The sequence below is a fragment of the Ponticoccus sp. (in: a-proteobacteria) genome, assembly GCF_048381735.1.
Genome location: NZ_JBLXGL010000002.1, coordinates 166,179 through 191,058, shown reverse-complemented (window position 1 = coordinate 191,058; position 24,880 = coordinate 166,179). Strand labels below are relative to the sequence as shown.

General features: G+C 68.6%; 24 protein-coding genes. 11 read left to right on the top strand and 13 right to left on the bottom strand.

The window, feature by feature from the left end:
- Nucleotides 1-94 precede the first annotated feature (94 nt).
- From ACN5KJ_RS05220 to ACN5KJ_RS05175, 10 genes are all read right to left on the bottom strand, one after another.
- Complete coding sequence (locus ACN5KJ_RS05220; RefSeq protein WP_418592419.1) at nucleotides 95-1,621, bottom strand: cryptochrome/photolyase family protein; 1,527 nt, start codon at nucleotides 1,619-1,621, stop codon at nucleotides 95-97.
- A gap of 43 nt (nucleotides 1,622-1,664) precedes the next feature.
- Entirely contained in the window at nucleotides 1,665-2,330 is a 666-nt protein-coding gene (locus ACN5KJ_RS05215; protein ID WP_418592417.1) for an SDR family NAD(P)-dependent oxidoreductase, read from the bottom strand.
- A gap of 333 nt (nucleotides 2,331-2,663) precedes the next feature.
- Nucleotides 2,664-3,737 (bottom strand): molybdenum ABC transporter ATP-binding protein, encoded by a 1,074-nt coding sequence (modC, locus tag ACN5KJ_RS05210; RefSeq protein ID WP_418592416.1) that lies wholly within the window; start codon nucleotides 3,735-3,737, stop codon nucleotides 2,664-2,666.
- Nucleotides 3,734-4,426, bottom strand: a complete 693-nt coding sequence (modB, locus tag ACN5KJ_RS05205; RefSeq protein WP_418592414.1) for a molybdate ABC transporter permease subunit — start codon at nucleotides 4,424-4,426, stop codon at nucleotides 3,734-3,736. The genes modC and modB overlap by 4 nt, the downstream gene beginning before the upstream one ends.
- Nucleotides 4,426-5,175 (bottom strand): molybdate ABC transporter substrate-binding protein, encoded by a 750-nt coding sequence (gene modA / locus ACN5KJ_RS05200; RefSeq protein WP_418592412.1) that lies wholly within the window; start codon nucleotides 5,173-5,175, stop codon nucleotides 4,426-4,428. The genes modB and modA overlap by 1 nt, the downstream gene beginning before the upstream one ends.
- A 292-nt stretch (nucleotides 5,176-5,467) precedes the next feature.
- Nucleotides 5,468-7,345 (bottom strand): sensor histidine kinase, encoded by a 1,878-nt coding sequence (locus ACN5KJ_RS05195; protein WP_418592928.1) that lies wholly within the window; start codon nucleotides 7,343-7,345, stop codon nucleotides 5,468-5,470.
- A gap of 94 nt (nucleotides 7,346-7,439) precedes the next feature.
- Nucleotides 7,440-8,021 carry a DUF6505 family protein gene (locus ACN5KJ_RS05190; RefSeq protein ID WP_347166206.1) on the bottom strand — a complete coding sequence of 194 codons (582 nt, stop codon included), beginning with the start codon at nucleotides 8,019-8,021 and terminating at the stop codon, nucleotides 7,440-7,442.
- The gene (locus ACN5KJ_RS05185; protein WP_418592410.1) at nucleotides 8,018-8,722 is read right to left on the bottom strand and encodes a DUF4444 domain-containing protein; all 705 of its coding nucleotides are present in this window, start codon (nucleotides 8,720-8,722) and stop codon (nucleotides 8,018-8,020) included. Before ACN5KJ_RS05185 ends, ACN5KJ_RS05190 begins: the two co-directional genes overlap by 4 nt.
- Nucleotides 8,719-9,780 carry an Mrp/NBP35 family ATP-binding protein gene (locus ACN5KJ_RS05180; RefSeq protein WP_347166204.1) on the bottom strand — a complete coding sequence of 354 codons (1,062 nt, stop codon included), beginning with the start codon at nucleotides 9,778-9,780 and terminating at the stop codon, nucleotides 8,719-8,721. Before ACN5KJ_RS05180 ends, ACN5KJ_RS05185 begins: the two co-directional genes overlap by 4 nt.
- Nucleotides 9,781-9,972 (bottom strand): DUF6494 family protein, encoded by a 192-nt coding sequence (locus tag ACN5KJ_RS05175; RefSeq protein WP_418592409.1) that lies wholly within the window; start codon nucleotides 9,970-9,972, stop codon nucleotides 9,781-9,783.
- Nucleotides 9,973-10,038: 66 nt separating this feature from the next.
- Here ACN5KJ_RS05175 and ACN5KJ_RS05170 point away from each other — a divergent pair, with 66 nt between their 5' ends.
- Nucleotides 10,039-10,764 (top strand): hypothetical protein, encoded by a 726-nt coding sequence (locus tag ACN5KJ_RS05170; protein WP_418592407.1) that lies wholly within the window; start codon nucleotides 10,039-10,041, stop codon nucleotides 10,762-10,764.
- Here ACN5KJ_RS05170 and ACN5KJ_RS05165 read toward each other — a convergent pair.
- Nucleotides 10,758-12,704 carry a 4Fe-4S binding protein gene (locus ACN5KJ_RS05165; RefSeq protein WP_418592405.1) on the bottom strand — a complete coding sequence of 649 codons (1,947 nt, stop codon included), beginning with the start codon at nucleotides 12,702-12,704 and terminating at the stop codon, nucleotides 10,758-10,760. The two genes, ACN5KJ_RS05170 and ACN5KJ_RS05165, sit on opposite strands and share 7 nt — an antisense overlap.
- A 372-nt stretch (nucleotides 12,705-13,076) precedes the next feature.
- Here ACN5KJ_RS05165 and ACN5KJ_RS05160 point away from each other — a divergent pair, with 372 nt between their 5' ends.
- From ACN5KJ_RS05160 to ACN5KJ_RS05115, 10 genes are all read left to right on the top strand, one after another.
- Complete coding sequence (locus ACN5KJ_RS05160; RefSeq protein ID WP_418592927.1) at nucleotides 13,077-13,613, top strand: DUF3305 domain-containing protein; 537 nt, start codon at nucleotides 13,077-13,079, stop codon at nucleotides 13,611-13,613.
- Nucleotides 13,610-14,197, top strand: a complete 588-nt coding sequence (locus ACN5KJ_RS05155) for a DUF3306 domain-containing protein (RefSeq protein WP_418592404.1) — start codon at nucleotides 13,610-13,612, stop codon at nucleotides 14,195-14,197. The genes ACN5KJ_RS05160 and ACN5KJ_RS05155 overlap by 4 nt, the downstream gene beginning before the upstream one ends.
- Entirely contained in the window at nucleotides 14,194-14,796 is a 603-nt protein-coding gene (locus ACN5KJ_RS05150) for a TorD/DmsD family molecular chaperone (protein WP_418592402.1), read from the top strand. Before ACN5KJ_RS05155 ends, ACN5KJ_RS05150 begins: the two co-directional genes overlap by 4 nt.
- A gap of 104 nt (nucleotides 14,797-14,900) precedes the next feature.
- Nucleotides 14,901-15,086 (top strand): twin-arginine translocation signal domain-containing protein, encoded by a 186-nt coding sequence (locus ACN5KJ_RS05145; RefSeq protein ID WP_206563838.1) that lies wholly within the window; start codon nucleotides 14,901-14,903, stop codon nucleotides 15,084-15,086.
- Nucleotides 15,087-15,357: 271 nt separating this feature from the next.
- Complete coding sequence (locus ACN5KJ_RS05140; RefSeq protein WP_418592400.1) at nucleotides 15,358-18,345, top strand: formate dehydrogenase subunit alpha; 2,988 nt, start codon at nucleotides 15,358-15,360, stop codon at nucleotides 18,343-18,345.
- 12 nt (nucleotides 18,346-18,357) lie between these two features.
- Nucleotides 18,358-18,951 (top strand): formate dehydrogenase FDH3 subunit beta, encoded by a 594-nt coding sequence (gene fdh3B, locus ACN5KJ_RS05135; protein WP_023848587.1) that lies wholly within the window; start codon nucleotides 18,358-18,360, stop codon nucleotides 18,949-18,951.
- Between the two features lie 127 nt (nucleotides 18,952-19,078).
- Complete coding sequence (locus tag ACN5KJ_RS05130) at nucleotides 19,079-20,320, top strand: formate dehydrogenase subunit gamma (RefSeq protein WP_418592398.1); 1,242 nt, start codon at nucleotides 19,079-19,081, stop codon at nucleotides 20,318-20,320.
- The gene (locus tag ACN5KJ_RS05125; RefSeq protein WP_418592396.1) at nucleotides 20,320-21,579 is read left to right on the top strand and encodes a c-type cytochrome; all 1,260 of its coding nucleotides are present in this window, start codon (nucleotides 20,320-20,322) and stop codon (nucleotides 21,577-21,579) included. The genes ACN5KJ_RS05130 and ACN5KJ_RS05125 overlap by 1 nt, the downstream gene beginning before the upstream one ends.
- Nucleotides 21,576-21,704, top strand: a complete 129-nt coding sequence (locus ACN5KJ_RS05120; RefSeq protein ID WP_285803642.1) for a hypothetical protein — start codon at nucleotides 21,576-21,578, stop codon at nucleotides 21,702-21,704. Before ACN5KJ_RS05125 ends, ACN5KJ_RS05120 begins: the two co-directional genes overlap by 4 nt.
- Entirely contained in the window at nucleotides 21,704-23,035 is a 1,332-nt protein-coding gene (locus tag ACN5KJ_RS05115; protein WP_347166198.1) for a sigma-54 dependent transcriptional regulator, read from the top strand. The genes ACN5KJ_RS05120 and ACN5KJ_RS05115 overlap by 1 nt, the downstream gene beginning before the upstream one ends.
- A 117-nt stretch (nucleotides 23,036-23,152) precedes the next feature.
- Here the strand turns inward: ACN5KJ_RS05115 and ACN5KJ_RS05110 are convergent, their stop codons facing one another.
- Both ACN5KJ_RS05110 and ACN5KJ_RS05105 read right to left on the bottom strand, forming a co-directional pair.
- Nucleotides 23,153-24,022 (bottom strand): substrate-binding domain-containing protein, encoded by an 870-nt coding sequence (locus tag ACN5KJ_RS05110; RefSeq protein WP_418592393.1) that lies wholly within the window; start codon nucleotides 24,020-24,022, stop codon nucleotides 23,153-23,155.
- 27 nt (nucleotides 24,023-24,049) lie between these two features.
- Complete coding sequence (locus ACN5KJ_RS05105; RefSeq protein ID WP_418592392.1) at nucleotides 24,050-24,871, bottom strand: substrate-binding domain-containing protein; 822 nt, start codon at nucleotides 24,869-24,871, stop codon at nucleotides 24,050-24,052.
- Between the last annotated feature and the right edge of the window lie 9 nt (nucleotides 24,872-24,880).

The following is a 24,880-nucleotide window of genomic DNA, read 5'->3' as shown; positions in this document are numbered from 1 at the left end:
AACGGCTGCTGAGGGCCGAGGCCGGACGAATGCACTAGCAAAGAAGGCTCGGCTGGGATGCGGTGGTTTGGGCTCGAACCTGACGCCACCCCCCTCACACCCGCTCCCCCTTCGACAAGCGCCCCAAGAACCCCTCCGCCTCCGTCAGCACCGTCTCGCGGCGGTCGGCGTCCATGCGGTCCCATGTGCGGTACATGTTGCCCATGCGGGGGTTCCCCTCGAACCGTTCGCGGTGGCGGTTGAGGAAGTGCCAGTAGAGCAGGTTGAAGGGGCAGGCGTCCTTGCCCGTCTTCGCCTTCACGTCGTAGGCGCAGTGTTTGCAGTAGTCCGACATCTTGTTGATGTAGTTGCCGGACGAGATGTAGGGCTTTGAGGCGATCACCCCGCCGTCGGCGAACTGGCTCATGCCCAGGGTGTTCGGCGCCTCGACCCATTCGAAGGCGTCGATATAGACCCGCAGGTACCAGTCGTGCACCTCTGCCGGGTTCACCCCCGCCAGCAGCGCGAAGTTCCCCGTCACCATCAGCCGCTGGATGTGGTGGGCATAGGACTCGTCGCGCGTCTGCTCCACCGCCCTTGACAGGCAGCGCATGTCGGTCGGCGCCCCCCAGTAGAGCGCGGGCAGCCCGCGCTGGTGGTTCAGCCCGTTGCGGCGCGGATAGTCGGGGCCTTCGTGAAAGTAGATCCCGCGTACATATTCGCGCCAGCCGATGATCTGGCGGATGAAGCCCTCGACCGCGTTCAGGGGGGCGTGACCCTCGCGATAGGCCGCTTCGGCGGCGCGGCAGACCTCCATGGGGTTCAGAAGGCCGATGTTCATATAGGCGGAGATCCCGGCGTGATACAGGAAGCGGTTCCCGTCCAGCATGGCGTCCTGATAGTCGCCGAACGAGGGCAGGGCATGCGTGATGAAATGCGTCAGCGCCCGGCGCGCCTGCCCCGGTTCGGTGGCGAAGCTGAACGGGCGCAGGCTGCCGAAGCTTTTGCCAAAGCGCGCCTCGACCAGCGCCAGCACCTCTTCGGTGACGGCGTCGGGGGTGAATTGCATCGGGCCAGAAAAGGCCACGCCATCGGGCGGCGGCTTGCGGTTCTCGGCGTCGTAGTTCCACTCGCCGCCCTCGGGCTGGTCGCCGTCCATCAGAAAGCCCGTGGCGCGCCGCATCTCGCGGTAGAAATACTCCATCCGCAGGGCCTTGCGGCCCTTGGCCCACTCCTCGAAGGTCTTGTGCGCGGCAAGGAAACGGTCGTCCTCCAGCTGCGTGACATGCAGGGGCGCCTCGTTCAGCGCCTCGATCAGCCGCCATTCGCCGGGTTCTGTAGCGATCACCTCGGAGGCGCCGGTTTCCTCGGCGCGGCGCAGCAGCTCGCCCACGATGGAGCCGGAATTGCCGCTGTCGTCCAGTTCCGTGTAGCGCAGATCCCACCCGGCCTCGCGCAGGCGGGCGGCGAACTTGCGCATGGCGGCGAAGATCAGGGCGATCTTCTTGGGGTGGTGCTGGACGTAGTCGGTTTCCTCGGCGACCTCGGCCATGACCACCACGTCGCTGTCCTTGTCCGCCCGTTTCAGCGCAGCGATCTCTTCGGTCAGCTGGTCGCCGAGGATCAGGATCAGGCGGGTCATCGGCGGCGCTCCGGCGTTGGGGACATGTGGCGAGGGCCCGGGCTCACCACGGGATCTCCTTGCCGGCGTAGTCGTAGAAGCGACCCGTGTCGGCAGGGGTCAGGCCCTCGATCACCGCCAAAAGGCGGGCCGCGGCCTTGTCCGGCGGCACGGTCGGATGGCGCCCGGCGTATTTCGCGGTGAAGTCCGTGGCCACGGTGCCCGGGTACAGGCAGACGCAGGCGAGGTGCCGGTGAGAGCGCGCCAGTTCGATGGCCGCGCCGTGCAGCAGGGCGTTCAGACCGGCCTTGGCGGCGCGGTAGCTGTACCAGCCGCCAAGGCGGTTGTCGCCGATGGACCCGACCCGCGCCGAGAGGGCGGCGAAGACTGCCGGGCGGTCGCGGGGCAAGAGCGGCAGGGCGTGCTTCAGCGCCAGAACCGGGCCGATGGCGTTCAGGGCGTATTGATCTGCCAGAGCCTTGGAGGACAGCGCCGACAGGGCCTTCTCCGGCTCGGCCCCGTCGATCACCAGCGCGCCGGTGGCGACGAAAATCAGGTCGAAGGGGCCGTCGAGCGCACCAAGCGCTCTTTCGATGCTGGCCTCGTCGGTCATGTCCAGACGATCGCGGCTGCGCGACAGGCCGGTGACCGCGACGCCCCGGGCGCGCAGGGTCTCTGCGATGGCGGCGCCGATGCCGCCCGTGTCTCCGATGATCAGGGCCGTTTCCATGCGCCAGCCAGCTAGCGGCCTGTCGAGGCGCTTCAAGGGCTGTCGGCCCCGGACTGGCACGGGGGCTTCGACCGGATGCGGTGCGGGGCCGGTTGAGTGCACTGGGGGAGCCGCCAGCGGGGGCACGTGTCACCCACGCTGTCCAGTCGGGGCGCGGCGGGCTTGGGCTGAAGGGCGCGGGCGCCACTCTTGGGGGCCGAACAGGCGCGAAGCGGGCGGCGATGGATGGAGCGCGGGCTGCCTTGGGGGACAGTCGGATACGATGCGCGTTGCTGCCAGGGAGGTGTGCGGGCCACCAGTCGGCGCCATGCGGGCCGCGACCAAGGGGGCTGCCTAGGCCCCGCCCACGTCCTCGCGCGCGATGGCGACGGATTTGATGACGGCGTAGCAGGTCACGCCGGGGGCGAGGCCAAGCGTCTGCGCCGAGCGCTGGGTGACCCGGGCCAGCACCCGTCCGGCGGGCGTGTCCAGCGACACCATGGCCCCCGGGCCGCCGCCCTCGCGCACCGTGTCGACGGTGCCGGGCAGGATGTTCAGGGCCGAGAGCCCCTCGGGGCGATGGCGGGCCAGGATGACCTCTTGCGCGGCGATGCGGACCCGCAGCACGGCCCCCGGGGGCTGCGCCACGGCGGGCAGGAACAGCGGCACGCCGCCCGCGTCCAGCTCGGTCAGCCCGTCGGCGTGTTGCCGTGTCACCCGCGCGGTCAGGATGGCGCCCACGGCGCGCACCCCGGTCGGCGTCACGGCGGGGTCGGCCAGCACCGCGTCGGCGCTGCCCTGCCGGATCACCCGCCCGGCCTGAAGCACCACGACCGAGGTCGCCAGCCGCGCCACCTCTGCCGCCGAGTGGCTGACGTAGAGGATCGGGCACTGCGCCTCGTCCCTGAGCCGCTCGAAATAGGGCAGGATCTCGGCCTTGCGGGCCTCGTCCAGCGCCGCCAGCGGCTCGTCCGCAAGGATCAGGCCGGGGCGCGCCAGAAGCGCCCGCCCGATGGCGACCCGCTGCTTTTCGCCGCCCGACAGCGCGGCGGGGCGGCGCAACAGCAGCGCCCCCAGCCCCAGCATCTCGACCACGCGGGTCAGCTCGGCGCCCGGCCCGTTGAACCAGCGCCCGTAAAGCAGGTTCTGCCGCACGGTCAGATGCGGGAACAGCCTCCCCTCCTGAAAGATGTAGCCAAGGCGCCTGCGGTGCGGCGGCAGCCAGATGCCGCGCGTGCTGTCGGCCAGCACGCGCCCGTCCACGATCACGCGACCCGCGTCGGGCCGCATCAGCCCGGCGACCGCGTTGATGACGCTTGTCTTGCCCGACCCGGACCGCCCGAACAGCACCGTCACCCCGGCGGGCGCCTCGAAGGCCGCATCCAGCGTGAAGCCCGGCAGGGCGTGGCGGAGCGCGACCTCTATCATGCGCCGGCGATCCGGGCGGCCACGCGCCGCGACAGCCACTCCGACAGCAGCAGCGCGCCCATGGCCACGACGACAGAGACCAAAACCAGCCGCAGCGCCGATCCCTCGCCCCCCGGTACCTGCAACAGCGCGTAGATGGCCGAAGGCAGGGTCTGCGTCTGGCCGGGGATGTTGGACACAAAGGTGATCGTGGCCCCGAACTCTCCCATCGCCTTGGCGAAGGCGAGGATGGCGCCGGTCAGGATGCCGGGCAGGATCAAGGGCAGGGTGACGGTGGCGAAGACCCAGGCGCGCGAGGCGCCCAGCGTGGCGGCGGCCTGTTCAAGCCGCGGGTCGACCGCCTCGATCGACAGGCGCATGGCGCGCACCATCAGCGGAAAGGCCATGATCGCGGCGGCCAGCGCCGCGCCGGTCCAGCGAAAGGCGACGGTGATCCCGACCTCCTGCAACAGCGATCCCACCGGCCCGCGCGTCCCGAAGGTGATCAGCAGCAGGTAGCCGGTGACCACGGGCGGCAGGATCAGCGGCAGGTGCACCAGCCCGTTCACGACTTGCTTGCCGGGAAACTGCCAGCGCGCCAGCGCGTAGGCCACGAACAGGCCGAAGGGCAAAGACAGCAGCATTGCCCAGAAGGACACGCGCAGGGACAGGGCGACCGCCTGCCATTCCTGCGGCGTCAGCCAGTCCATCAGTCCCCCAGAACGGCGAAGCCGTGCGTTTCGAAGGTCTCTGCGGCCTCTGGGCTGGAGAGGTAGGTCAGGAAGGGCTGTGCCAGCGCCTCTTGCCCGGCCAGAGCGGCCATGGGGTAGGTGATCGGGTCGTGGCTGTCTTCGGGGAAGAGGCCCGCGATGCTGACCCCCGGATCGGCCAGCGCGTCGGTGCGGTAGGTCACGCCGAAGGGCGCCTCTCCCAGCGAGACCAGCGCCAGCGCGGCGCGCACGTTGTCGGTCTGGGCCACGCTGCCCGAGAGGCTGTCCCAGAGGCCCAGCGTGGTCAGGGCCTGCTTGCCGTAGAGGCCCGCCGGGACCGCATCGACCAGCGCCATGGCAAGGCGGCCCTCGCCCAGCATCCCCGCAAGATCGAGGTCGGGCGTGATCTCGACCGGCGCGGCGGGCCCATGCGCCACCAGCGCCAGCCGGTTGGCCAAGAGGTCCGCGCGGGTGTCTTCGGCGATCAGCCCGTCCTCTTGCAGGACGTCCATCCACGCGGTGTTGGCGGAGACGAAGACCTGCGCGGGCGCGCCCTGCTGGATCTGGCGGGCCAGCGCCGAGGATCCGGCGTAGGACAGCACCACGGTGTCGCCGCTGGTCGCCTCGTAGGCGGTGGCGATCTCGTCGAGCGCTGTCTTCAGGCTTGCGGCGGCAAAGACGGTGACCTGCTCGGCGGTCGCGGCGGAACCGAGGGTCAGGGCGAGAAGCAGGGTCAGGGTGCGTGTCATGCCCGATTGATGCCACGGCTTGCGGGGGCGTGCCAGTGGGCCTTTGTCCAGTATCCCGCTTGCGCGATGAAGCCGGTTGGGGCGGCGCGGGCGATGCAGGGCAGCCGGATAGGCAGCGCCCCGGGCTGTGACGGCTCGTGCGCCGCAAGTCCGGGGGCTGGCCCCGCAGCGACCCTATCCTGTGGCGCGCGCTGTCAGAGGCAGAGCCGGACCCACGGCGCGTCCGTTTCCGCGACCTGCGCCGCGCAGGATTGCGCCCGCTCCGCAGCGCAGTCGGTCCCGCAGGGGGCCGTCAGGCAGCGGGCAGCCAGACAGAGAACTCGGCGCCGCCCTCGGGCGGGTTGCGGTAGGTGATGCGGCCCCCGGCGCGCTGCACCAGCGTCTGCGAGATCGACAGGCCCAGCCCTGTGCCCTCGGCCTGCTTGGTGGTGAAGAAGGGGTCGAAGACCGTGTCCACCAGCGCTGCCGGTACGCCCGGGCCGGTGTCGCGGACGATCAGCAGCGCGCCGTCGCGGTCCCGGGTCTCTGGCCGCAGCGTCAGGAAGATCGTGCCCTCCACCTCCATCGCGTGCACAGCGTTCACCAGAAGGTTGATGACCACCTGCTGTATCTCGCCGCGCCCGATGCGCACGGGCGGGGTTTCTTCGTGCAGATCGGCCCTGACCCGGACATCGGCGCGCGACAGCACGTGGTCCACCAGCACGAGGCAGTCGCGCACCACCGGCGCCAGCGCCACCGCCTCATCGGTTCCGGCATAGTCGTCGGGCCGCGCGAATTGCAGCAGCTTGCCGACGATCGAGTTGATCCGCCCGACCTGCGCGTCGATCAGCGCGATCTCTGTCTCGACGGGGGCCGACCCCGCGCCCAGCGTCTCGCGTAACACGTCGAGGTTGCCCTGAATGACGGCGACGGGGTTGTTGATCTCATGCGCGACCCCCGCCGTGATCTCGCCGATCGAGGCCAGTTTCTCGCTCATGACCAGCTGTCGCCATGTGTCTTCCAGCTTGGCATTGGCCTCGCGCAGCTCGGCGGTGCGGTCCTCGACCCGTTGTTCCAGTTCCTCGGCCCAGGCGCGCAGGCGGGCGTCGCGGTCCTGCACCTGATCCAGCAGGTCGTCGAGATGACCCGCGACCTGCCCGATCTCGTCCGAGGACCGGCGCACGCCGTTGCGCGCGGACAGGTTGCCCTCGCGCACCCGGCGCATGGTCTGGGTCATCTGCTCCAGCGGCGCGAAGACGCCCTTGGCCAGCCACAGGAACAGTGGCACCGACAGCAGCAGCACGCCCGCGAAGGCGGCCAGCATGGTCAGGTAGGCCTTGCGCTTGGCGGCGGCGAAGGGCGCCTCGAGGAAACCGACATAGAGCATCCCCACGGGCCGGTCGAAGCTGTCGCGCAGGGGCAGGTAGCCCGAGATATACCACTCGTTCACCACGAAGGCCCGGTCGAGCCAGGTCTGGCCTTCATCAAGCACGGCGTGGCGGACCTCGGCGCTGACGCGGGTGCCAAGGGCGCGCACGTCCTCGAAGAGGCGGACATTGGTGGAAATGCGCACATCGTCGAGGAACAGCGTCGCGGTGCCCTGCCGGTCGCCTCCGGTGATGGCGTTCAGGTAGACCAGCGCGTTGATCGTATCGATGAAGGTCAGGTTGCGGTTCAGAAGGATACCGCCCACCAGCGCGCCCGCCTTGCCGTTCAGCCGCACCGGGGCGGCGGAATGCACGACCATGCCGCGATCCTCGGCGGCGCGGTCGGTGGGCACGGCGGCGCGGGTGGGGATCAGGTCGATCTTCGCCCGCTGCTCCAGCGCGCCGGGAAAACTGGCCAGAACCTCGGGTCCGAAGAGGTCGATGGCGGTGGCGGCCTGACCGTCCAGCGCATTGCGGATCACCGGCCAGTGCGCCTCGGTGCCCTCGGGCACGAAGGTGAGGAAGTCCAGCCCCAGCGCCTGCCGCTTGCCCGCGAAGAAAGAGGCCTGCGTCTCGGGCGGGGCGTCCAGCACGGCGGCGAACTCGACCGACTCGGCCACGCCTGCCAGTTCGTCGCCCGTCGTCCGCATGATCCGAGACAGGTATTGTTCCGCGATCCGAAGATCGGATTCGACGTTTGCGATCAGGACCTTGTCGTAATCCGAGGTCCAGCGCGTCATGCCCAGCAGCAGAAGCAGCGGCATCAGGATGACCAGCGGCGCCAGCGCGAGGAACAGCAGGCGGACGCGAATGGTCCGCAACAGCCCGCGCCGCGCCGCGCCGGTCACCGGGCCGCGCTCAATGCTTGCAGCCCGGGCCGTGGACGTGGCCCTGACCCGGGCCGTCGCCATGATCGTCGCCATGGCCGTGCCCGTGGTCGTGCCCGTGGTCGTGAGCGTGCAGCGGCTCTGCATCGCCGTGCACGGCGAATTGCGACAGGTCCGCCTGATCCGCCTCGATCACGCGGAAGGCCTCGCGGACCCCGGCATCGGAGAGTTCGCGCACCACGGTCAGCAGCGTGTTCGGGTCGTGATCCTCGCAGAGGTCGCCCATGTGGAAGATCTCTTCGCGGGCGACCGGGCGGGCGGCCTCGACCGAGGGCGCGCCGTAGTAGGTGACGAAATGCTGCGCCAGGGCGATTTCCAGCGCCTCGATCTCGGAGGCCTCCGCCTGCGTCACGGCGACGAAGGTCACGCGGCCGAAGGTTTCCAGCCCCAGCCAGCCGTTGGCGAAGGCCTGCCGCGCCTTGCCGACAAGGTCGCCCTCGGTCCAGTCCGAGAACTCGAAGCCGCCGGAGATGCACCACTCGCCGGTCCGCGCCGGAGAGGCAAAGACGAACTGGTCGCTTTCGTCGAAATGGATGGCCCTTGCCAGTTTCACGGGGTGTCCTCCAGAAGCGTCGTAAGCGGGATGGCCTGCGTGTCCTTGCCGACGCGCAGCAGCATGCCAAAGTCCTCGTCCACGCCGAGGAAGGTGCCGGTGGCATCGCCCTGCGTGACCTCGTCACCGATGCCATGCGCCAGCCCGCGCCATTCCGCGTGCAGCGGGCGGGGGCCTTCGTCTTCCCAGCGGGCAATCCACGCCAGCGTGTGCCGCGCCCAGCTTTCGACCAGCCGCGCCGGATCGACATCGGCGCAGCCCTCGACGAAAAGCGCGGTGCGGTCGGGGGTCAGGCCGGTCTCTTGCTGCGTGGGCAAGAGGTCGAGGTCGAAGGAAACCACCAGCCAGTCGGGTTGCAGGGCAGGGTCCTGCGTCGCCGCAAAGACCCGCATCCGCCCGCAACCGGCGCCGTTGACGCGCAGGCCGCCGTTCCAGTCCAGATGCACCGCGACCTCTGGCGGGGCCAGCGCGCCCAATGCGTTCTGGAAGCCGACCCCGCAGAGCGGCAGCATGGCCATGGCCTGCGCCAGCGGCACCTCGGGCGCCAGCACCAGCGCCGCGCCCACCCGGTCGGCGGCCACGCGCCAGGTCACAAGCCCCGCGTCCACGCCCTGAATGGCGCGCAGCACGGCGGCCTCTGCCGGGTCGCGGGTGACAGCCTCGCCATGCATGGCCGGGGGGAAGGTCAGCGCCTCTGTCATGCGACGCCCTGATCCACCAGCGCCTTGGCGATGGCGTGGAAGGCCTGCGCCTGCGGGCTGTCGGGCTGGCTGACCACGATGGGTGCGCCGCCGTCCGAGGCCAGCCGGATCTGCAGGTCCAGCGGCACCTCTGCCAGAAGGGGCACGCCCAGCTTGGCCGCCTCTGCCGCGACGCCGCCATGGCCGAAGACGTGTTCCTCATGACCGCAGTTCGAACAGATATGCGTCGACATGTTCTCGATCATGCCGAGGATCGGCACCTTCAGCTGCTTGAACATGTCCAGCCCCTTGCGCGCGTCCAGAAGCGCCACGTCCTGCGGGGTGCTGACGATCACCGCGCCATCGACCTGCGCCTTCTGCGCCAGCGTCATCTGCACGTCGCCGGTGCCCGGCGGCAGGTCCACGATCAGCACGTCGAGCGCGCCCCATTGCACCTGCATCATCATCTGTTGCAGCGCGCCCATCAGCATCGGGCCGCGCCAGACCACGGCCTGGTCCTCGTTGGTCATCAGGCCAATGGACATCATCGTGACGCCGTGGTTGCGCAGCGGCAGGATGGTCTTGCCATCGGGCGAGGCGGGCCGCCCGGACACGCCCAGCATGCGCGGCTGCGAGGGCCCGTAGACGTCGGCGTCCAGAAGCCCCACGCGCCGCCCCTGCGCCGCCAGCGCGCAGGCGAGGTTGGCCGAGACGGTGGATTTGCCCACGCCGCCCTTGCCCGAGGCCACCGCGATCAGGTGGTTCACGCCGGGGATCTTCTGCGGGCCTGCAGGCTCTGCCCGGCGCTGCGGTTTCAGGTCCGGCGGCGGCGCCTTTTCGGTATGCCCGGTCAGCGCGATCATCACCTTGGGTGCCCCGGCGGCCTTCAGCGCCGTCTCGGCCTGGGCCTGCACGGGCTGCCACTGGGCGGCCTGCTTGGGCGGCACCTCCATGACGAAGCGCACGGCTCCGTCCTCTGCCACGTTCAATGCACGCATGACGCCGGAAGAGACGATATCCTCGCCCCCCGGCCCCTTGATCCCCTTGAGAAGGGTCAGAACCTCGTCGCGGTCAGGCACTCAGGATTGTCCCTTGATCTCGCCGGTGACCTCGTGGGTCAGGTCCAGTTCCTCGATGGTGACGACGGCCTTGACCCTGTAGGCCTTGCCGGCGGTCTCATGCTCGCGCATGGCTTCCTCGATGGCCTGCTGCGAGGTGACGCCCACCTGCTTCAGGAACTTGCGCATCGACATGTTGAAATCGTCGCTCATCTCGTCTCTCCCATGGTCGTTGACGGATCGCTCTGGCGCGGCCTACGCTGCGCCATGCGTGTCTGGTTGCTGATACTGGTCCTTGCGGTGCTGCCCTTCAAGGCCGCGGCACAGGATCGGGCGGTCGCGCTTTACGCCCCGCCCGCGCTGGTGGACACCGGCCTGCTGGACTATGCGCTGCCCCGCTTCAAGCTGAAGACGCAGGTGCGCGTGGATCTGGTTGATACGCCCGAGGCCGCGCAGGTGGTGCTGGGCGCGACAGGCGTGCCGCTGTTTCAGGGCGGCGGGCAGGTCTGGGCCATGCAGGTCACCGATCAGACCGAATGGACCGACCGCTTCGCCGACTGGCTGGGCGGCGAGATTGGCCTGACCACGGTGCTGTCCTACGCGCCCGAGGGCGCGCCGCTCTTCACCGCCGCCGAGGTGGCAGAGGTTCAGGACAGGGCCCCGGTGATGGATGGCGACCCGGCGCTGGGGCTGACCGTTGCGCGGGTGAAATGCACCCGCTGCCACAGGGTCGAGCCGGGCGGCGGCGTGATGGGCATCGGCTCGACGCCCAGCTTTTCCCTCCTGCGCGGCCTGCCCGACTGGGAGGCGCGCTTTGCCGGTTTCTACGCGCTGAACCCGCACCCGGCCTTCACCCAGATCGAAGAGGTCACGCCGCCCTTCGACATCGCGCGGCCCAGCCCCATCGTGCCCATCGAGCTGACGCTCGACGAGGTCGACGCGGTGCTGGCCTATGTCGCCGCGATGCAGGCCGCAGACCTCGGGGCGCCGCTTGCGCATCAGTGATCGCGCCGCTTGCTGAGGTAGTCGTCGGTGGTGCGCGGGCGCGGACGCTCCTTGCCCGCGAAGGGGTTGTCCTCGGCGTGGAACTGCGCGTTCACCCGGCAATCGTCGCACATCTGGATCATCCGCAGCTTGTCGCCCGCGAACATCGCATGCGAGGACAGCTTTTCCGTGATCCGCTCGATGGTGGATTTCACGCCGAAAAGCGCGCCGCATTCGATGCAGGGGAAGGGTTCTTCCTCTTTCAGGACGCGCTGGCTCAGGGCCGCCTGCGTCAGGTCGAGGCGCGGCTGCAGCGCGATGGCATCCTCGGGGCAGATGTTGGCGCAGAGGCCGCATTGCAGGCAGGCGTCCTCCTGAAAGCGCAGCTCGGGCCGGTCGGGGTTGTCGCCAAGCGCGCCCGAGGGGCAGAGCGAGACGCAGGACAGGCAGAGCGTGCACGACTCCTGATCCACCAGCACCGCGCCGTAGGGCGCGCCAGCGGGCAGGTTCAGTACCTCGGTCTCAGGGTGCAGGGCGCGGGCCGCAAGGCGGGTGATCTGGCGCTGCGTGCCCATGGGGCGGACCGGCTGCGCGACCGGGGCCGGGGCTTCTTCGCCATAGAGGACGTCGGTCATCGCGTCGGGGTCGGCGGGTTCCAGCAGCTGCACCGCCATGTCACCGCCGATGGCGCGGGCCAGCGCGACCTGCGCCTCGACGGCATCGCGTTCGAACCCGGGGCCGGGCAGCAGGCTGACAGAGGCGAAGCCGGACCCCAGGGCGGCGACGATCTGGGCATGGCCGAAGGCGCCCAGCTTGGGCAATTCCAGCGGGATCACATCGGCGGGCAGGCCCGCGCCATGGCGCGCGGCAAGGCGGATCATCTCGGCCCCGTGGGCGTCATGTGCCAGCAGGCGCGGCGCGGTGCCGCCCGCCTTGAGGTAGGCCTGCGCAAGGGTCTGCACCCGGCGCATGATCTCGTCCACCGGCGGGGCGTCGTAGGTGATCGCGCCCGAGGGGCAGACGGCGGAACAGGCGCCGCAGCCCGCGCAGATCATCGGATCGACGGTCACATGCTCCCCGGCGGGGGTGATTGCGCCGGTTGGGCACAGATCCAGGCAGCGCGTGCAGCCGGTCTGTTCGGCACGGGAATGGGCGCAAAGCAGCGGCTCCATCCGCACATGCAGCACCTTCTCGAAGGTCCCGGTCAGATGCGAGGCCGCCAGCACCGCCGCCGACACCGCCGCCGCGTGGCCGGGATCGGCGCGCAGGTAGCCTTCGCGCTTTTCATGCGCCGGGAACAGCGGCGCGGCGCCGCGCAGGTCCAGCAGGATATCGCATTCCGAGACCCCGCCGTCGCGCGGCTCGGTCAGGGTCAGCGGGCCACGCCCGCCGGGTTCCACCATGCGCAGGGCGTCGATGACCACCTCGAATTGGCCCAGAGCGCCCCTGGCCCGGCGCAGCTGGCCGGTCAGCACGTCATAGGCGCGGGTGTCGGGGATGTCAGAGCCTTCGGGCAGCAGCACCGTGACGCCAAGGTGGTCCTTCAGCGCCTCGGCGGCGGGAAGGGCCACCTCGGGCGCGCCGAGGATCAGGCACAGCCCGTCCGAGATCACGTCCATGGTCTTTTCCGGCGCGGCGGGCAGCAGGGCCTCGGCGGTCAGCGCGGACATTTTGGCCAGTTTCGGGGCGGGATCGTCGCTCCACCCGGCGCGGTCGCGCAGGTCCAGCAGGGGGGGCGGGGCGACCGCCAGTTCCTCGGCGAGGGCCTCGAAGACCGCCGCCTCCTGGGTGCAGCAGAAAATCGTGTCACCCTGCGTCAGGGCCTCTGCCGCGCGGTCGATCTGGGTGGTGCAGAGGGCCGAACAGGCGGGCCGCACATCGCAGCCGGTGGCCTGTGAAAGGGCCTCTGCATCGATGGTCTGCGTGCCCAGACAATCGCATGTTATCAGCGTCTTGACCATGGATCCTCCTCTTGGTGAGGGCGCCGTCGAAGGCTGTGCCCGCTGCCTGGATAGGCGGCTAGCTACACATGATTCGGGTGGCCTCACAACCGCTTTCGGCCGCTCTTGGGCCCGCCCCCGGCCTTGCCCGCACCCCGCTTTGGGTCCGGTGATTCGGTCGTTCACACTCTGCCCGTTTCCTGAGCGAAACAGTCATGATGGACACATTGGCCAAGCTGTCCCGGCGCCCGGTTCAGGCCCGGTCAAAATGACCGCAAAGCGCGAATGGAATACGATGGCGTACAAATCCACTTTCGCAAAAGGCCCGTATTTTGCAAGGGTAGAGCCAAGGAGGAGCCCGTGATCCACCACAACCCGAAAGCCTATCGTACCCTGCCGGTGGGTGTGGTCCTGCGCCGCACGCCCGGCGTCACGCGTTGGGCAAAGTGGCACTGGACCTGTTCCGCCGTCCTGCCGGGCGCCGCGCCCGCCGACTGGAAAGAGATGCGCCGCGAGGGCGAGGCGGTGGAATACCACGCCGCCACCCCGGTGCTGGAACTGCATGGCGCCGAGGCAGAGGCCTATCTGCACGGGCTGTCGATCGCGGTGCCCAGCCTCTACGTGGTCATGCGCGCGGTCCATGGGCAGGACTTCCCCTACGAGGTGCTGCTGGTGACGGCCTCGCCCTACGAGGCGCAGGATTACACCGACAGCGGCGAAGAGGTGGTCGAGAAGGTGCCGATGCCCGCCGGGCTGGTGGCCTGGGTGCAGGAATTCGTCGAGGAACATTACCGCGAAGAGACCTTCGTCAAACGCAAGCGCGACAAGAAACGCACCGACCTCACGCAGGACGGCATCGGCGATCCGCGCGTCGGCAAGGCGGCGGATGTCTACGCGTCCCCGGCGCTGAAGCGGGGGCGTCTGATATGAGCGATTTCTGGTCCCGCCGCCGCGCCGCCGTCCAGCAGGAAACCCGGGCCGAAGAGGCCGAGCAGGAGGCCGCCGTTCAGGCCCGCACCGAGCAGGCGCTGGCCGAGCGCTCGGACGAGGAGCTGCTGGCCGAGGCCGGGCTGCCGCTGCCCGAGGATATCGTCAGCGGCGAGCAGGTGCAGGCCTTCCTCAAGGCCGCGCTGCCGCAGCGGCTGAAGACCCGCGCGCTGCGCGCCCTGTGGAAATCGAACCCGGTGCTGGCCTGCGTGGACGGGCTGAACGATTACGACGGCGATTTCACCGCTGCCGCCTACGAGGGGCAGGAGGTCAAGACGCTCTACAAGGTCGGGCGCGGGCTGGTGGATACCTTCGCCGACCTCAAGCCCGCCGTTGCCACGCCCGAGCCCGAGCCGGAGGTCGACGAGGCCCCCGAGGCCGCGCCCGAAGGCGACGAAGCCCCGCAGGAGGCCGTGCAGGTGGCCGCCGCGCCGGACCCCGCCGCGGAGGCGCCGGAGGCCGATCCGATCCCGGTCGCCTCGCGCCGGATGCGTTTCACATTCGACCCGCTGGAAGGAGCGTCATGACCGCCGCAACCGCGCCCCAGATTGCCGAGGAAGACCGCCTCCGCGCCGATCTCTACAATTTTCTGGGCCTGATCCTGTCGGGCCCGCCGGACGAGATGCTGCTGGCCCAGACCGCCAGCCTGTCGGGCGACGCGGGCCCCCTGGGGCAGGCGATCACCACGCTGGCCAAGATGGCGAAGGTGACGAAGCCGCGGTCTGTCGCCTCCGAGTACAACAAGCTGTTCATCGGGCTGGGGCGCGGCGAGCTTCTGCCCTACGCGTCCTTCTACCTGACCGGTTTCCTGAACGAGAAGCCGCTGGCGGTGCTGCGGCAGGACATGCGTGCACAGGGGCTGGCGCGGGCCGAAACGGTCTTCGAACCCGAGGACAATATCGCCAGCCTGATGGAGATGATGGGCGCGCTGATCGTGGGCCGCTTTGGCACACCCGCGTCGCTGGGGAAGCAGCGCGACTTCTTCAACAAGCATATCGCGCCCTGGGCCGGGCATTTCTTCACCGACCTCGAAGGCGCGAAGAACTCTGTCTTCTACGCGCCCGTGGGCACCATCGGCCGCTGCTTCGTCGAGATCGAGGCAGAGGCCTTCCGCATGGGCGGATAGGGATTTTCACCGCCGGGCCCTGGCCCGGCAATTCGTCACCGCCGGTCGGACTGCCGGCATTTCTGGCGCCAAGGCGCTGCAACACCAAGAAGAGGAGGCTCTTGATGAAGAAGGAAGAAGGCGCATCGCGCCGTGATTTCCTCAAGCTGGCCGGAACGGCGGCACCCGCGGCAGCGGTTGCCGTGGCGACCGCCGGGCAAGAGGCGCAGGCCGCCGAGCCCGACCTGTCGTCCGACCGGATGCAGGACACCGCGCACACCCGCGCGTATTTCGCCAGCGCGAAGTTCTGACGGAGTGCAGCCCGAAAAGTGGGCACCGGTTTTCGGACAAGCTGCGCGGCATCAAGTGCAGCCCGAAAAGTGGGCACCGGTTTTCGGATAGGCTGCGCGACCAAACAAGACCGGCGCCGAGGCGCCCGATAACACCGCAAGGCCCGCAGCGCGCGGACCCGGCACAAGAACCGGCCAAGGCGACTGGTTGCGTGACGCCCGACTGCCAAGGTCATGAGCCCCAACCAAGCAAGCAAGGACATGGGTCCGCGCGAGCAAGGGAGAGAGAAACATGCTTAGGAAAAAGACCAACGGGGTAGCGAGACGCCCCCAGCGGACTTCGATCCTGTCCGAGGCCGCAAATGCCTCGGTCGACCGCCGCGCCTTCCTGCGCGGGTCCGGTCTGGCCATCGGCGGCCTTGCCGCCATTGCCGCGACGGGCGGAACCGTCCAGCAGGCCAGCGCCGCCACAGCCGCCGCGACCGGCGCCGTGGAGCTGAAGAAATCCGTCTGCACACACTGCTCGGTCGGCTGTACCGTCATGGCAGAGGTGCAGGATGGCGTCTGGACGGGTCAGGAACCCGGCTGGGACAGCCCCTTCAACCTGGGGTCCCACTGCGCCAAGGGCGCATCGGTGCGTGAGCACGCCCATGGCGAGCGCCGCCTGAAGTACCCCATGAAGAAGGTGGCCGGCGAATGGGTCCGCATCTCGTGGGACGAGGCGATCAACGAGATCGGCGACCAGATGATGTCGATCCGCGAGGAAAGCGGACCGGACTCTGTCTACTGGCTGGGCTCTGCCAAGCATTCGAACGAGCAGGCCTACCTGTTCCGCAAGTTCGCCGCCTACTGGGGCACGAACAACGTGGATCACCAGGCGCGGATCTGCCACTCGACCACCGTTGCGGGCGTTGCGAACACATGGGGCTACGGCGCCATGACCAACAGCTACAACGACATCCATAACTCCAAGGCGATCTTCATCATCGGCGGCAACCCGGCCGAGGCGCACCCCGTCTCGCTCTTGCACGTCCTGCGCGCCAAGGAGCAGAACAACGCCCCGCTGATCGTCTGCGATCCGCGCTTCACCCGCACCGCCGCGCATGCGGACGAATACGTCCGCTTCCGTCCCGGTTCGGACGTCGCGCTGGTCTGGGGCATCCTCTACCACATTTTCGACAACGGCTGGGAGGACAAGGAATTCATCCGCACCCGTGTCTGGGGGATGGACCAGATCCGCGAAGAGGTGAAGAAGTGGACGCCCGAAGAGGTCGAGCGTGTCACCGGCACCCCGGGCTCGCAGCTGAAGCGCGTGGCCATGACGCTGGCCAACAACCGTCCCGGCACCGTGATCTGGTGCATGGGCGGCACCCAGCACTCGAACGGCAACAACAACACCCGCGCCTACTGCATCCTGCAGCTTGCGCTGGGCAACATGGGCACCTCTGGCGGCGGCACCAACATCTTCCGCGGCCATGACAACGTGCAGGGCGCCACGGACCTTGGCGTTCTGGCCGATACCCTGCCGGGCTACTACGGCCTGTCCAAGGGGTCCTGGCAGCACTGGGCGCGTGTCTGGGAAGAGGATTTCGACTACCTCGCCGGTCGCTTCGCGACCATGAAAGGCGCGGACGGCAAGGACAAGGCGATGATGAACATCACCGGCATCCCTGTCAGCCGGTGGATCGACGGTGTCCTCGAAGCCAAGGAGAACCTCGAACAGCCCGACAACACCCGCGCGATGGTGTTCTGGGGCCACGCGCCGAACTCTCAGACCCGTCTGGTCGAGATGAAGGGCGCGATGGAGAAGCTCGACCTGCTGGTCGTGGTGGACCCCTATCCCACCGTCTCGGCGGTGCTGCACGACCGCACCGACGGCGTGTACCTGCTGCCCGCCGCGACGCAGTTCGAGACCAGGGGTTCGGTCACCGCGTCCAACCGCTCGCTGCAATGGCGCGAGCAGGTGGTCGCTCCGCTGTTCGAATCGCTGCCGGATCACACGATCATGCACAAGTTCGCCACCAAGTTCGGCTTTGCGGACCGCATGTTCCGCAACATCGAGGTGGTCGACGGAGAGCCGGTGGTCGAGGATCTGACCCGCGAGTTCAACAAGGGCATGTGGACGATCGGCTACACCGGGCAAAGCCCGGAGCGCCTGAAGAAGCATATGGCCAACCAGCACACCTTTGACCGCACGACGCTGCGGGCGCTGGGTGGACCCTGCGACGGCGACTTCTACGGGATGCCGTGGCCCGCATGGGGCACAGCCGAGATGAACCACCCCGGGTCGGCCAACCTCTATGACGTCTCGCTGCCGGTGGCGCAGGGCGGCATGGGCTTCCGGGCGCGTTTCGGCGTCGAGCACGAGGGCGACAACCTGCTGGCCGAGGGCGTGGCCCCGGTCGGGTCGGAAATCCCCGACGGCTACCCCGAGTTCACCATGCAGATGCTCATCGACCTCGGCTGGGACAGCGACCTGACCGCGGAAGAGCGCGCTGTGATCGAGCGTGTCGCGGGCTACGAGGCCCCAGAAGAGGCCGACGAGGGTCAGGCGGAGGTCGGCGAGACCTCGCAGCAGGGTGACCGCCCCAGCGACTATGCTGCGGCTGTCGGCGGCGTAAACTGGAAGACCGACCTTTCCGGCGGCATCCAGCGCGTTGCCATCGCCCATGGCTGCGCGCCCTATGGCAACGCCAAAGCGCGTGCGGTGGTCTGGACCTTCCCGGACCCGATCCCGCTGCACCGCGAGCCGCTGTACACCAACCGCCGCGATCTGGTGGCCGACTACCCGACCTACGAGGACAAGTCCTTCTGGCGGGTGCCGACCATGTACGCGTCGATCCAGAAGAACGACTTCAGCCAGGATTATCCGATCATCCTGACCTCGGGGCGCCTCGTGGAATACGAGGGCGGCGGGGACGAGACCCGGTCGAACCCCTGGCTGGCGGAACTGCAACAGGACATGTTCGTCGAGATCAACCCGCGCGACGCCAACAACCTTGGTGTGCGTGACGGGGCCGATGTCTGGGTCGAAGGCCCGGAAGGCGGCAAGGTCAAGGTCATGGCTCTGGTGACCGAACGGGTGGGCGAGGGTGTGGCCTTCATGCCCTTCCACTTCGGCGGCCATTTCCAGGGCGAGGACCAGCGGTCGAAATACCCCGACGGGGCCGACCCCTATGTCCTGGGCGAAAGCACCAACACGGCGCAGACCTACGGCTACGACTCGGTCACCCAGATGCAGGAGACCAAGGCCACCCTCTGCAAGATCATGCCGGCATAAGGAGAGAACGATATGGCAAGAGCGAAGTTTCTCTGTGACGCCGAGCGCTGCATCGAATGCAACGCCTGTGTCACGGCCTGCAAGAACGAGCACGAGGTGCCCTGGGGGATCAACCGCCGCCGCGTGGTGACGATCCAGGACGGCAAGCCGGGCGAACGCTCGATCTCGGTGGCCTGCATGCACTGTTCGGACGCGCCCTGCATGGCCGTCTGCCCGGTGGATTGCTTCTACCAGAACGAGGAAGGCGTGGTCCTGCACTCCAAGGACCTCTGCATCGGCTGCGGCTACTGCTTCTACGCGTGCCCCTTCGGCGCGCCGCAGTATCCGCAGGCCGGCAACTTCGGGTCGCGCGGCAAGATGGACAAATGCACCTTCTGCGCCGGTGGCCCCGAAGAGAACAACTCGAATGCAGAGTTCTCGAAGTACGGGCGCAACCGGATCGCCGAGGGCAAGCTGCCCATCTGCGCCGAGATGTGTTCCACCAAGGCCCTGCTGGCCGGGGACGGCGACGTGGTCTCGGGGATCTACCGCGAGCGCGTCGTGGCCCGTGGCTTCGGCTCGGGCGCATGGGGCTGGGGCACCGCCTACGACCAGAAAGGCGGCTGAGGCCGTCCGCCGAGGGTGGGTCCGTGACCCGCCCTTCCTGAACCTAATCCGGTCCGCGCCGCAGGGTGCGGGCCGTTTCCCCCTTGGCCGTGCGGCGGCGGGGGCAGATTTCCTGACGGGGTAAGTGATGTCAAAACGGTCCAGCGGCTTCGGCCTCTTCATGCTTCTGGCCCTCGGGCTGGTGATCGCCGGGGTCTTCTTCCTGCAACCGCCACGGATCGAGACCAGCCGCGAGGCGGAACTGGCGCAGGCGCGCGAGGCGACCGGCGGCGCGCAGACGCTGGAGGACATCCTTGCCCGCCAGCGCGGCGAGCAGATCGACGACAGCTTCCGGTCCTCCAACACCGGTTTCGGCGAAGAGGCGGGCGTGCCGCAGCTTGGCACGCTGGGCGGGGCCTCGGACCCCGACCTCTGGCGCGCGCTGCGCTACGACACCATGCCGGACGTCCGCGCGTCCACCCGCAACGACGTGGGCAAGGTGCTGGTGCAGGACGGCGGCATGGCCTGGTGGCAGTTCCGCGAGGGCCCGCTGGCCATCTGGGGCGGCTGGGCGCTGCTGGGCACCATCGGGCTGCTGGGCCTGTTCTTCCTGCTGCGTGGCCGCGTGCGGATCGAGGGCGGCACGACCGGCACCACGGTCACGCGCTTCGCCGGGTTCGAGCGCTTTACCCACTGGATGACGGCGGGTTCCTTCATCCTGCTGGGCCTGACCGGGCTTGCCACGCTCTTCGGGCGCATGTTCATCGCGCCGCTTCTGGGCAAAGAGGTGAACGCGACGCTGCTGGTCTGGTCCAAGCTGATCCACAACAATGTCTCTTGGGCCTTCATGCTGGGCGTCATCCTGATGTTCGTGCTCTGGGTCTGGCACAATATCCCGAACAAGCTGGACCTGATCTGGTTCAAGCAGGCCGGTGGCATCATCGGCAAGAACCACCCGCCCGCGAAGAAATTCAACGCCGGTCAGAAGATCATCTTCTGGTCCGTGGTGGTCTTCGGCTTCTCGATCTCGCTGTCGGGGCTGTCGCTGCTCTTCCCCTTCGAACTGCCGCTCTTCGCCAAGACCTTCGGCATCATCAACGAGCTTGGCCTGCCCGGCTGGGTCGGCATGGGGCCGCTGCCCACCAACCTTGCCCCGCAAGAGGAAATGCAGCTGGCGCAGGCCTGGCACGGCATCGTGGCCTTCCTCTTCATGGCGATCATCCTTGCCCATATCTACATCGGCTCCGTCGGGATGGAGGGCGCCTTTGCCGCCATGGGATCGGGTCAGGTGGACGAGAACTGGGCCGAACAGCACCACTCGATCTGGTACGCCAAGGTCAAGGCGAAGGAGGGCGGCAAGCCCGTCGCCCACCACAGCCCGGCGGAGTGATGCGTGCGCTTGCGGGCGCGCTGCTGGTGGCCCTTGCCGGGGCCACCGCGCAGGCGCAGGAGTTCACGACGCTGAAGGGCCACGGCGGGCCGATCATGGGCATCGCCGTGGACGATGCGGGCCGGGTCGCGACCGCGAGCTTCGACAACTCGGTCGGGGTGTGGACCGGGCGCGCGCCGGACTGGCTGGAAGGGCACGAGGCCGCGGTGAACACGGTTCTGGCGGCCGGGGGCCTGCTGCTGTCGGGCGGGGACGACTACACCGTGCGCCTGTGGAACGACGAGGCCCCGCGCGTGCTGGGCAGCCATCTGGGCAAGGTCACCTCGCTGGCCCTGCGCGACGGGCTGGTGGCAAGCGGATCGTGGGACGGGACCGTGGGCCTCTGGCCGCTGGAGGGCGCGGGCCGCAGGCTGGAGGCGCCGGGCGGCGTCAACGCCGTGGCCTTCGGGGAGGGCGCGCTATACGCCGCCACCTCCACCGGCCAGCTGATGCGCTACGATCTTGCGACGGATCAGGCCCTGCCGGTGATCAGCCACGGCTTCGGCATCAACGAGGTCATCGTGACGCCGGACTGGATCGCCTATGGCGCCGTCGACGGCGGCACGCGGGTCATCGATCACGACGGCGCCGAAATCGCGGATTTCACCCTCGACCGCCGCCCGATCCTGTCCATGGCCTACGATGCCGCGACCCACAGTCTGGCCGTGGGGGACGGGCAGGGCTACATCATGATCGTGGACACCGCCGACTGGACCATCGCCCGCGACTTCCGCGCCACCCGGCAGGGGCCGGTCTGGGCGCTGGCCTTCTCGCCCGATGGCGCGACGATCTGGGCCGGGGGGCTCGACGACGTGGCCTATGGCTGGCCGGTCGCCAGCCTCGACACCTTCGATCCCGGCATCACCGGCGAGCGCAGCTTTCTGCAGGCGCCCGAGACCATGTCCAACGGCGAGCGGCAGTTCATGCGCAAGTGCTCGATCTGCCACGCCCTGACCCCCGGCCCCAGCCGCAAGGCCGGGCCGACGCTGCACGGGGTCTTTGGCCGCGCCGCCGGGACGGTGCCGGGCTATATCTATTCCCCGACCCTCGACGGGTCGGATATCGTCTGGACGGACCAGACGATCGACGCATTGTTTGACGAGGGCCCGGATCACTATATTCCGGGTTCCAAGATGCCGATGCAGGTGATCTCTGGCGCGCAGGACCGCGCCGACCTGATCGCCTTCCTGCGTTCGGCCAGCACGGAGACAAAAGAATGAAGGCAATGATCCTTGGTTTCGTGGCAATCGCCGCCATCGGATACGGCGCGCATTGGGCGCTGACCAACGAGCTGGACTATTCCACCGCCGACCGTGCCACGGGCCAGAACGTCCGCCTGGACTGATGGACGGCAAGGACTACGGCAGCGACCTGGCCGGTGCCTCGATCCTGGTGATCGACGACGAGCCGGGGATGCGCAACTTCCTGTACAAGACGCTTCAGCCCCGGGTGAAGCGCATCGAACTTGCGGGCTCTGCCGAAGAGGCCTCGACCAAGCTGGACGAGAGCCATTTCGACGTGGTGATCCTCGACAACGTGATGCCGCGCAAGACCGGCCTGGAATGGGTGACCGAGCAGCGCAAGCTGGGCTTTCTCGCCGATACCATCCTGATCACCGCCTATGCGGATCTGGAAACGGCGATTGCCGCGCTGCGCGCCGGGGTCAGCGATTTCGTGCTGAAGCCCTTCCGCGCGAACCAGATCCTTGGCGCGGTGGCGCGCACGCTGGACCGCAAGTACCTGCGCCGCGACAACACGCTGCTGCGCCACGAGCTGAACGCCGAGGCGCAGGGCAGCAAGCTGCTTGGCACGTCGGAACCGATGGCCGAGGTGCGCACCATGCTGAAGAAGCTGGCGCCGCTGCCGACGCCGGTCCTGTTCACCGGCGCCAGCGGCACCGGCAAGGAACTGGCGGCGCGGCACCTGCACCAGTTGTCGGACCGTGCCGGGCGGCCCTTCGTGGCGGTGAACTGCGCGGCGATCTCGCCGGATCATATCGCGCAGGAGCTCTTTGGCGTGAACGGGCCGGGCGACGAGATGAAGCCGGGGCTGTTCCTGCTGGCCGATGGCGGGACGCTGTTTCTGGACGAGATCGCGCAGATGCCCGATCAGGTACAGGCGGCGCTTCTGCGGGTGCTGGAAGACCAGCGCGTGCGGCCCATCGGCGCCGAACGCGAGTTTCCGCTGAACCTGCGCTTTCTCTTCGCCACCAATACCGCGCTGGAAGAAGAGGTCGGGCAGGGCCGCTTCCGCGCCGATCTTTACCACCGCATGAACGTGGTGCGCATCCATATGCCGCCGCTGAAGGACCGTTCCGAGGACATCACCGAACTGGCGGCGCTGTTCATGCAGCAGTTTTCCGCGACGCTGGGCCTGCCGGCGCTGGACCTGTCCGGCGAGACGCTGCTGAAGATGCGGCGCTACGACTGGCCCGGCAATGTACGCGAGCTGAAGAACCTGGTCGAGCGGTCGGTGATCCTTGGCGATTTCCCGGCGGAATTCGCCGGTGACACGCGGGTGACCGGCGCCCGCGCCATCGAGAACCTCGAACAGGTGATGCAGCGGCATATCCTGCACGTGCTGGACCTTTGCGAGGGCAACCGGGCCGAGGCCGCGCGGCGGCTGGGGGTCAGTCGCAAGACCATCGACCGGCGCGTGACCGCCTGGGAGGGGTAATGCGCGGCTGATCGCGGCGGAGGGGCGCTGCCCCTCGTCGCTGCGCGCCTCACCCCGGGATATTTGCGGACAGAAGAAGCAGGGTCCTGTGCCGGAGCCGGGGCCGGGGCGGCGGGGTCAGGCGTTCCAGCGCACGGTGCCGAGGCCGGTGAGATCGTAGCCGCCCATGCGTTCGGCCCGGGTGGCCATGGCCTCTGACTGGCAGAAGGTCATCAGGCGCTGCATCGGCGTTTCGAACCACGCGCGGCGGTTCACCAGGAGGTCGAAGCGTTCGTCGATGAGCGGCACGAAGGGCAGGCCGAAGTCCTGCGCGACCGAGTGCAGGCCAAGGGTGGCATCCGCCTCGCCGCGGGCCACCGCCTGCACGGCCTCTGTTTCGGTGCGGGCGATGTCGGTCAGGACCATGTCCGAGAGGGCGAGGCCCGCGCGATCCGCCAGTTGCCGGAACAGCACGTCGCTGCCGGAATCCGGCTGGCGGGGCACGACGCGGCGCCCGCGCAGATCGGGCATCGCGGTGATGCCGGTGATGCTCTGGCCCAGCACCAGACCGCGCGCGCGCGTGGCGAAGCGCACCAGCACCGCGTTCTGGTCGGCCGAGTAGCGGTCGACGCTGGGGATGTTCCACTCGCGGCCTTCGGGATCCTGAAGGTGCAGGCCCGCCGCGACGCCTTCGCGCCGGTTGAAGCGGGCCAGCCCGTCGGTGGAGCCGTCGAAGTAGCTGGCCAGCCCGCAGCGCGATTCGCGGATCGCCCAGTCCAGCAGCGGATCGTGGCTGCCCAGCACCACGGCGGGGCGCGGCACCTTGGGCACGTGGCCCTGGCTGTGTTTCAGCAGCCAGGCCCGCACGCCGCGCGCGGGAAACAGCAATTTGCCGGTGGCGCGGGTGCAGGGCACCTCTCCGCTGGAGGCAAGGTCGTAGACCTTGCGCTCCTTGATGCGCAGAAGCTCTGCCAGTTCCGGGACCGTCAGGTATTCGGGTTCTGCCATGGGGGCCTGTGTTGTGGCTTACCCCTGTCAGCTACCCTGTTTCGGCGCGTTGGGGAAGAACAGCTGCTGGCCGTCGACCTTGTAGGCGCCGATGGCCTCTTGTCCCTCTGCCGACAGAAGCCAGTCGGTGAAGGTCTGTGCCGCGTCGACATTGACCGAGGGGCATTTCTCGGGGTTCACCGGGATCACGCCGTACTGGTTGAAGAGGTCGTTGTCGCCCTCGACCGCGATCTGGTAGTCCTGCTTGTTGGCAAAGCTGATCCAGGTCGCGCGGTCGGTCAGCACATAGGCGCCCATGCCGATGCCCGCGTTCAGCGTCGCCCCCATGCCCGAGCCGGTCTCGCGGTACCATTCGCCCGAGCCGCTGGCCGGGTCGACCTCTGCCGCCGTCCACAGCGCGCGCTCCTTCTTGTGGGTGCCGCTGTCGTCGCCGCGCGAGGCAAAGAGCGCCTCGGCCTCGGCGATGGCGGAAAGCGCCGCCTCGATGTCCGAGGTTCCGGCGATGCCGGCGGGATCATCGGCGGGGCCGACCAGCACGAAGTCGTTGTACATCAGGTCGGTGCGCAGGGTGCCGCCGCCCTCGGCGACGAATTTCTCTTCCGAGGCCTTGGCATGCACCAGCAGCACGTCGCCGTCGCAATTGGCGGCATTGCTGATCGCCTGACCGGTGCCCACGGCGACCACGTTCACGGTGATGCCGGTCTTGTCCGAGAAGATCGGCAGCAGGTGGTCGTAGAGGCCGGAGTTGGCGGTCGAGGTGGTCGACTGCACGATGATCGCCTCCTGCGCGGCGGCGCAGAGGGGAAGCGCTGCCAGAAGGCCGGCAACGGTCAGGGTCTTGAATGTCATGGTATCCTC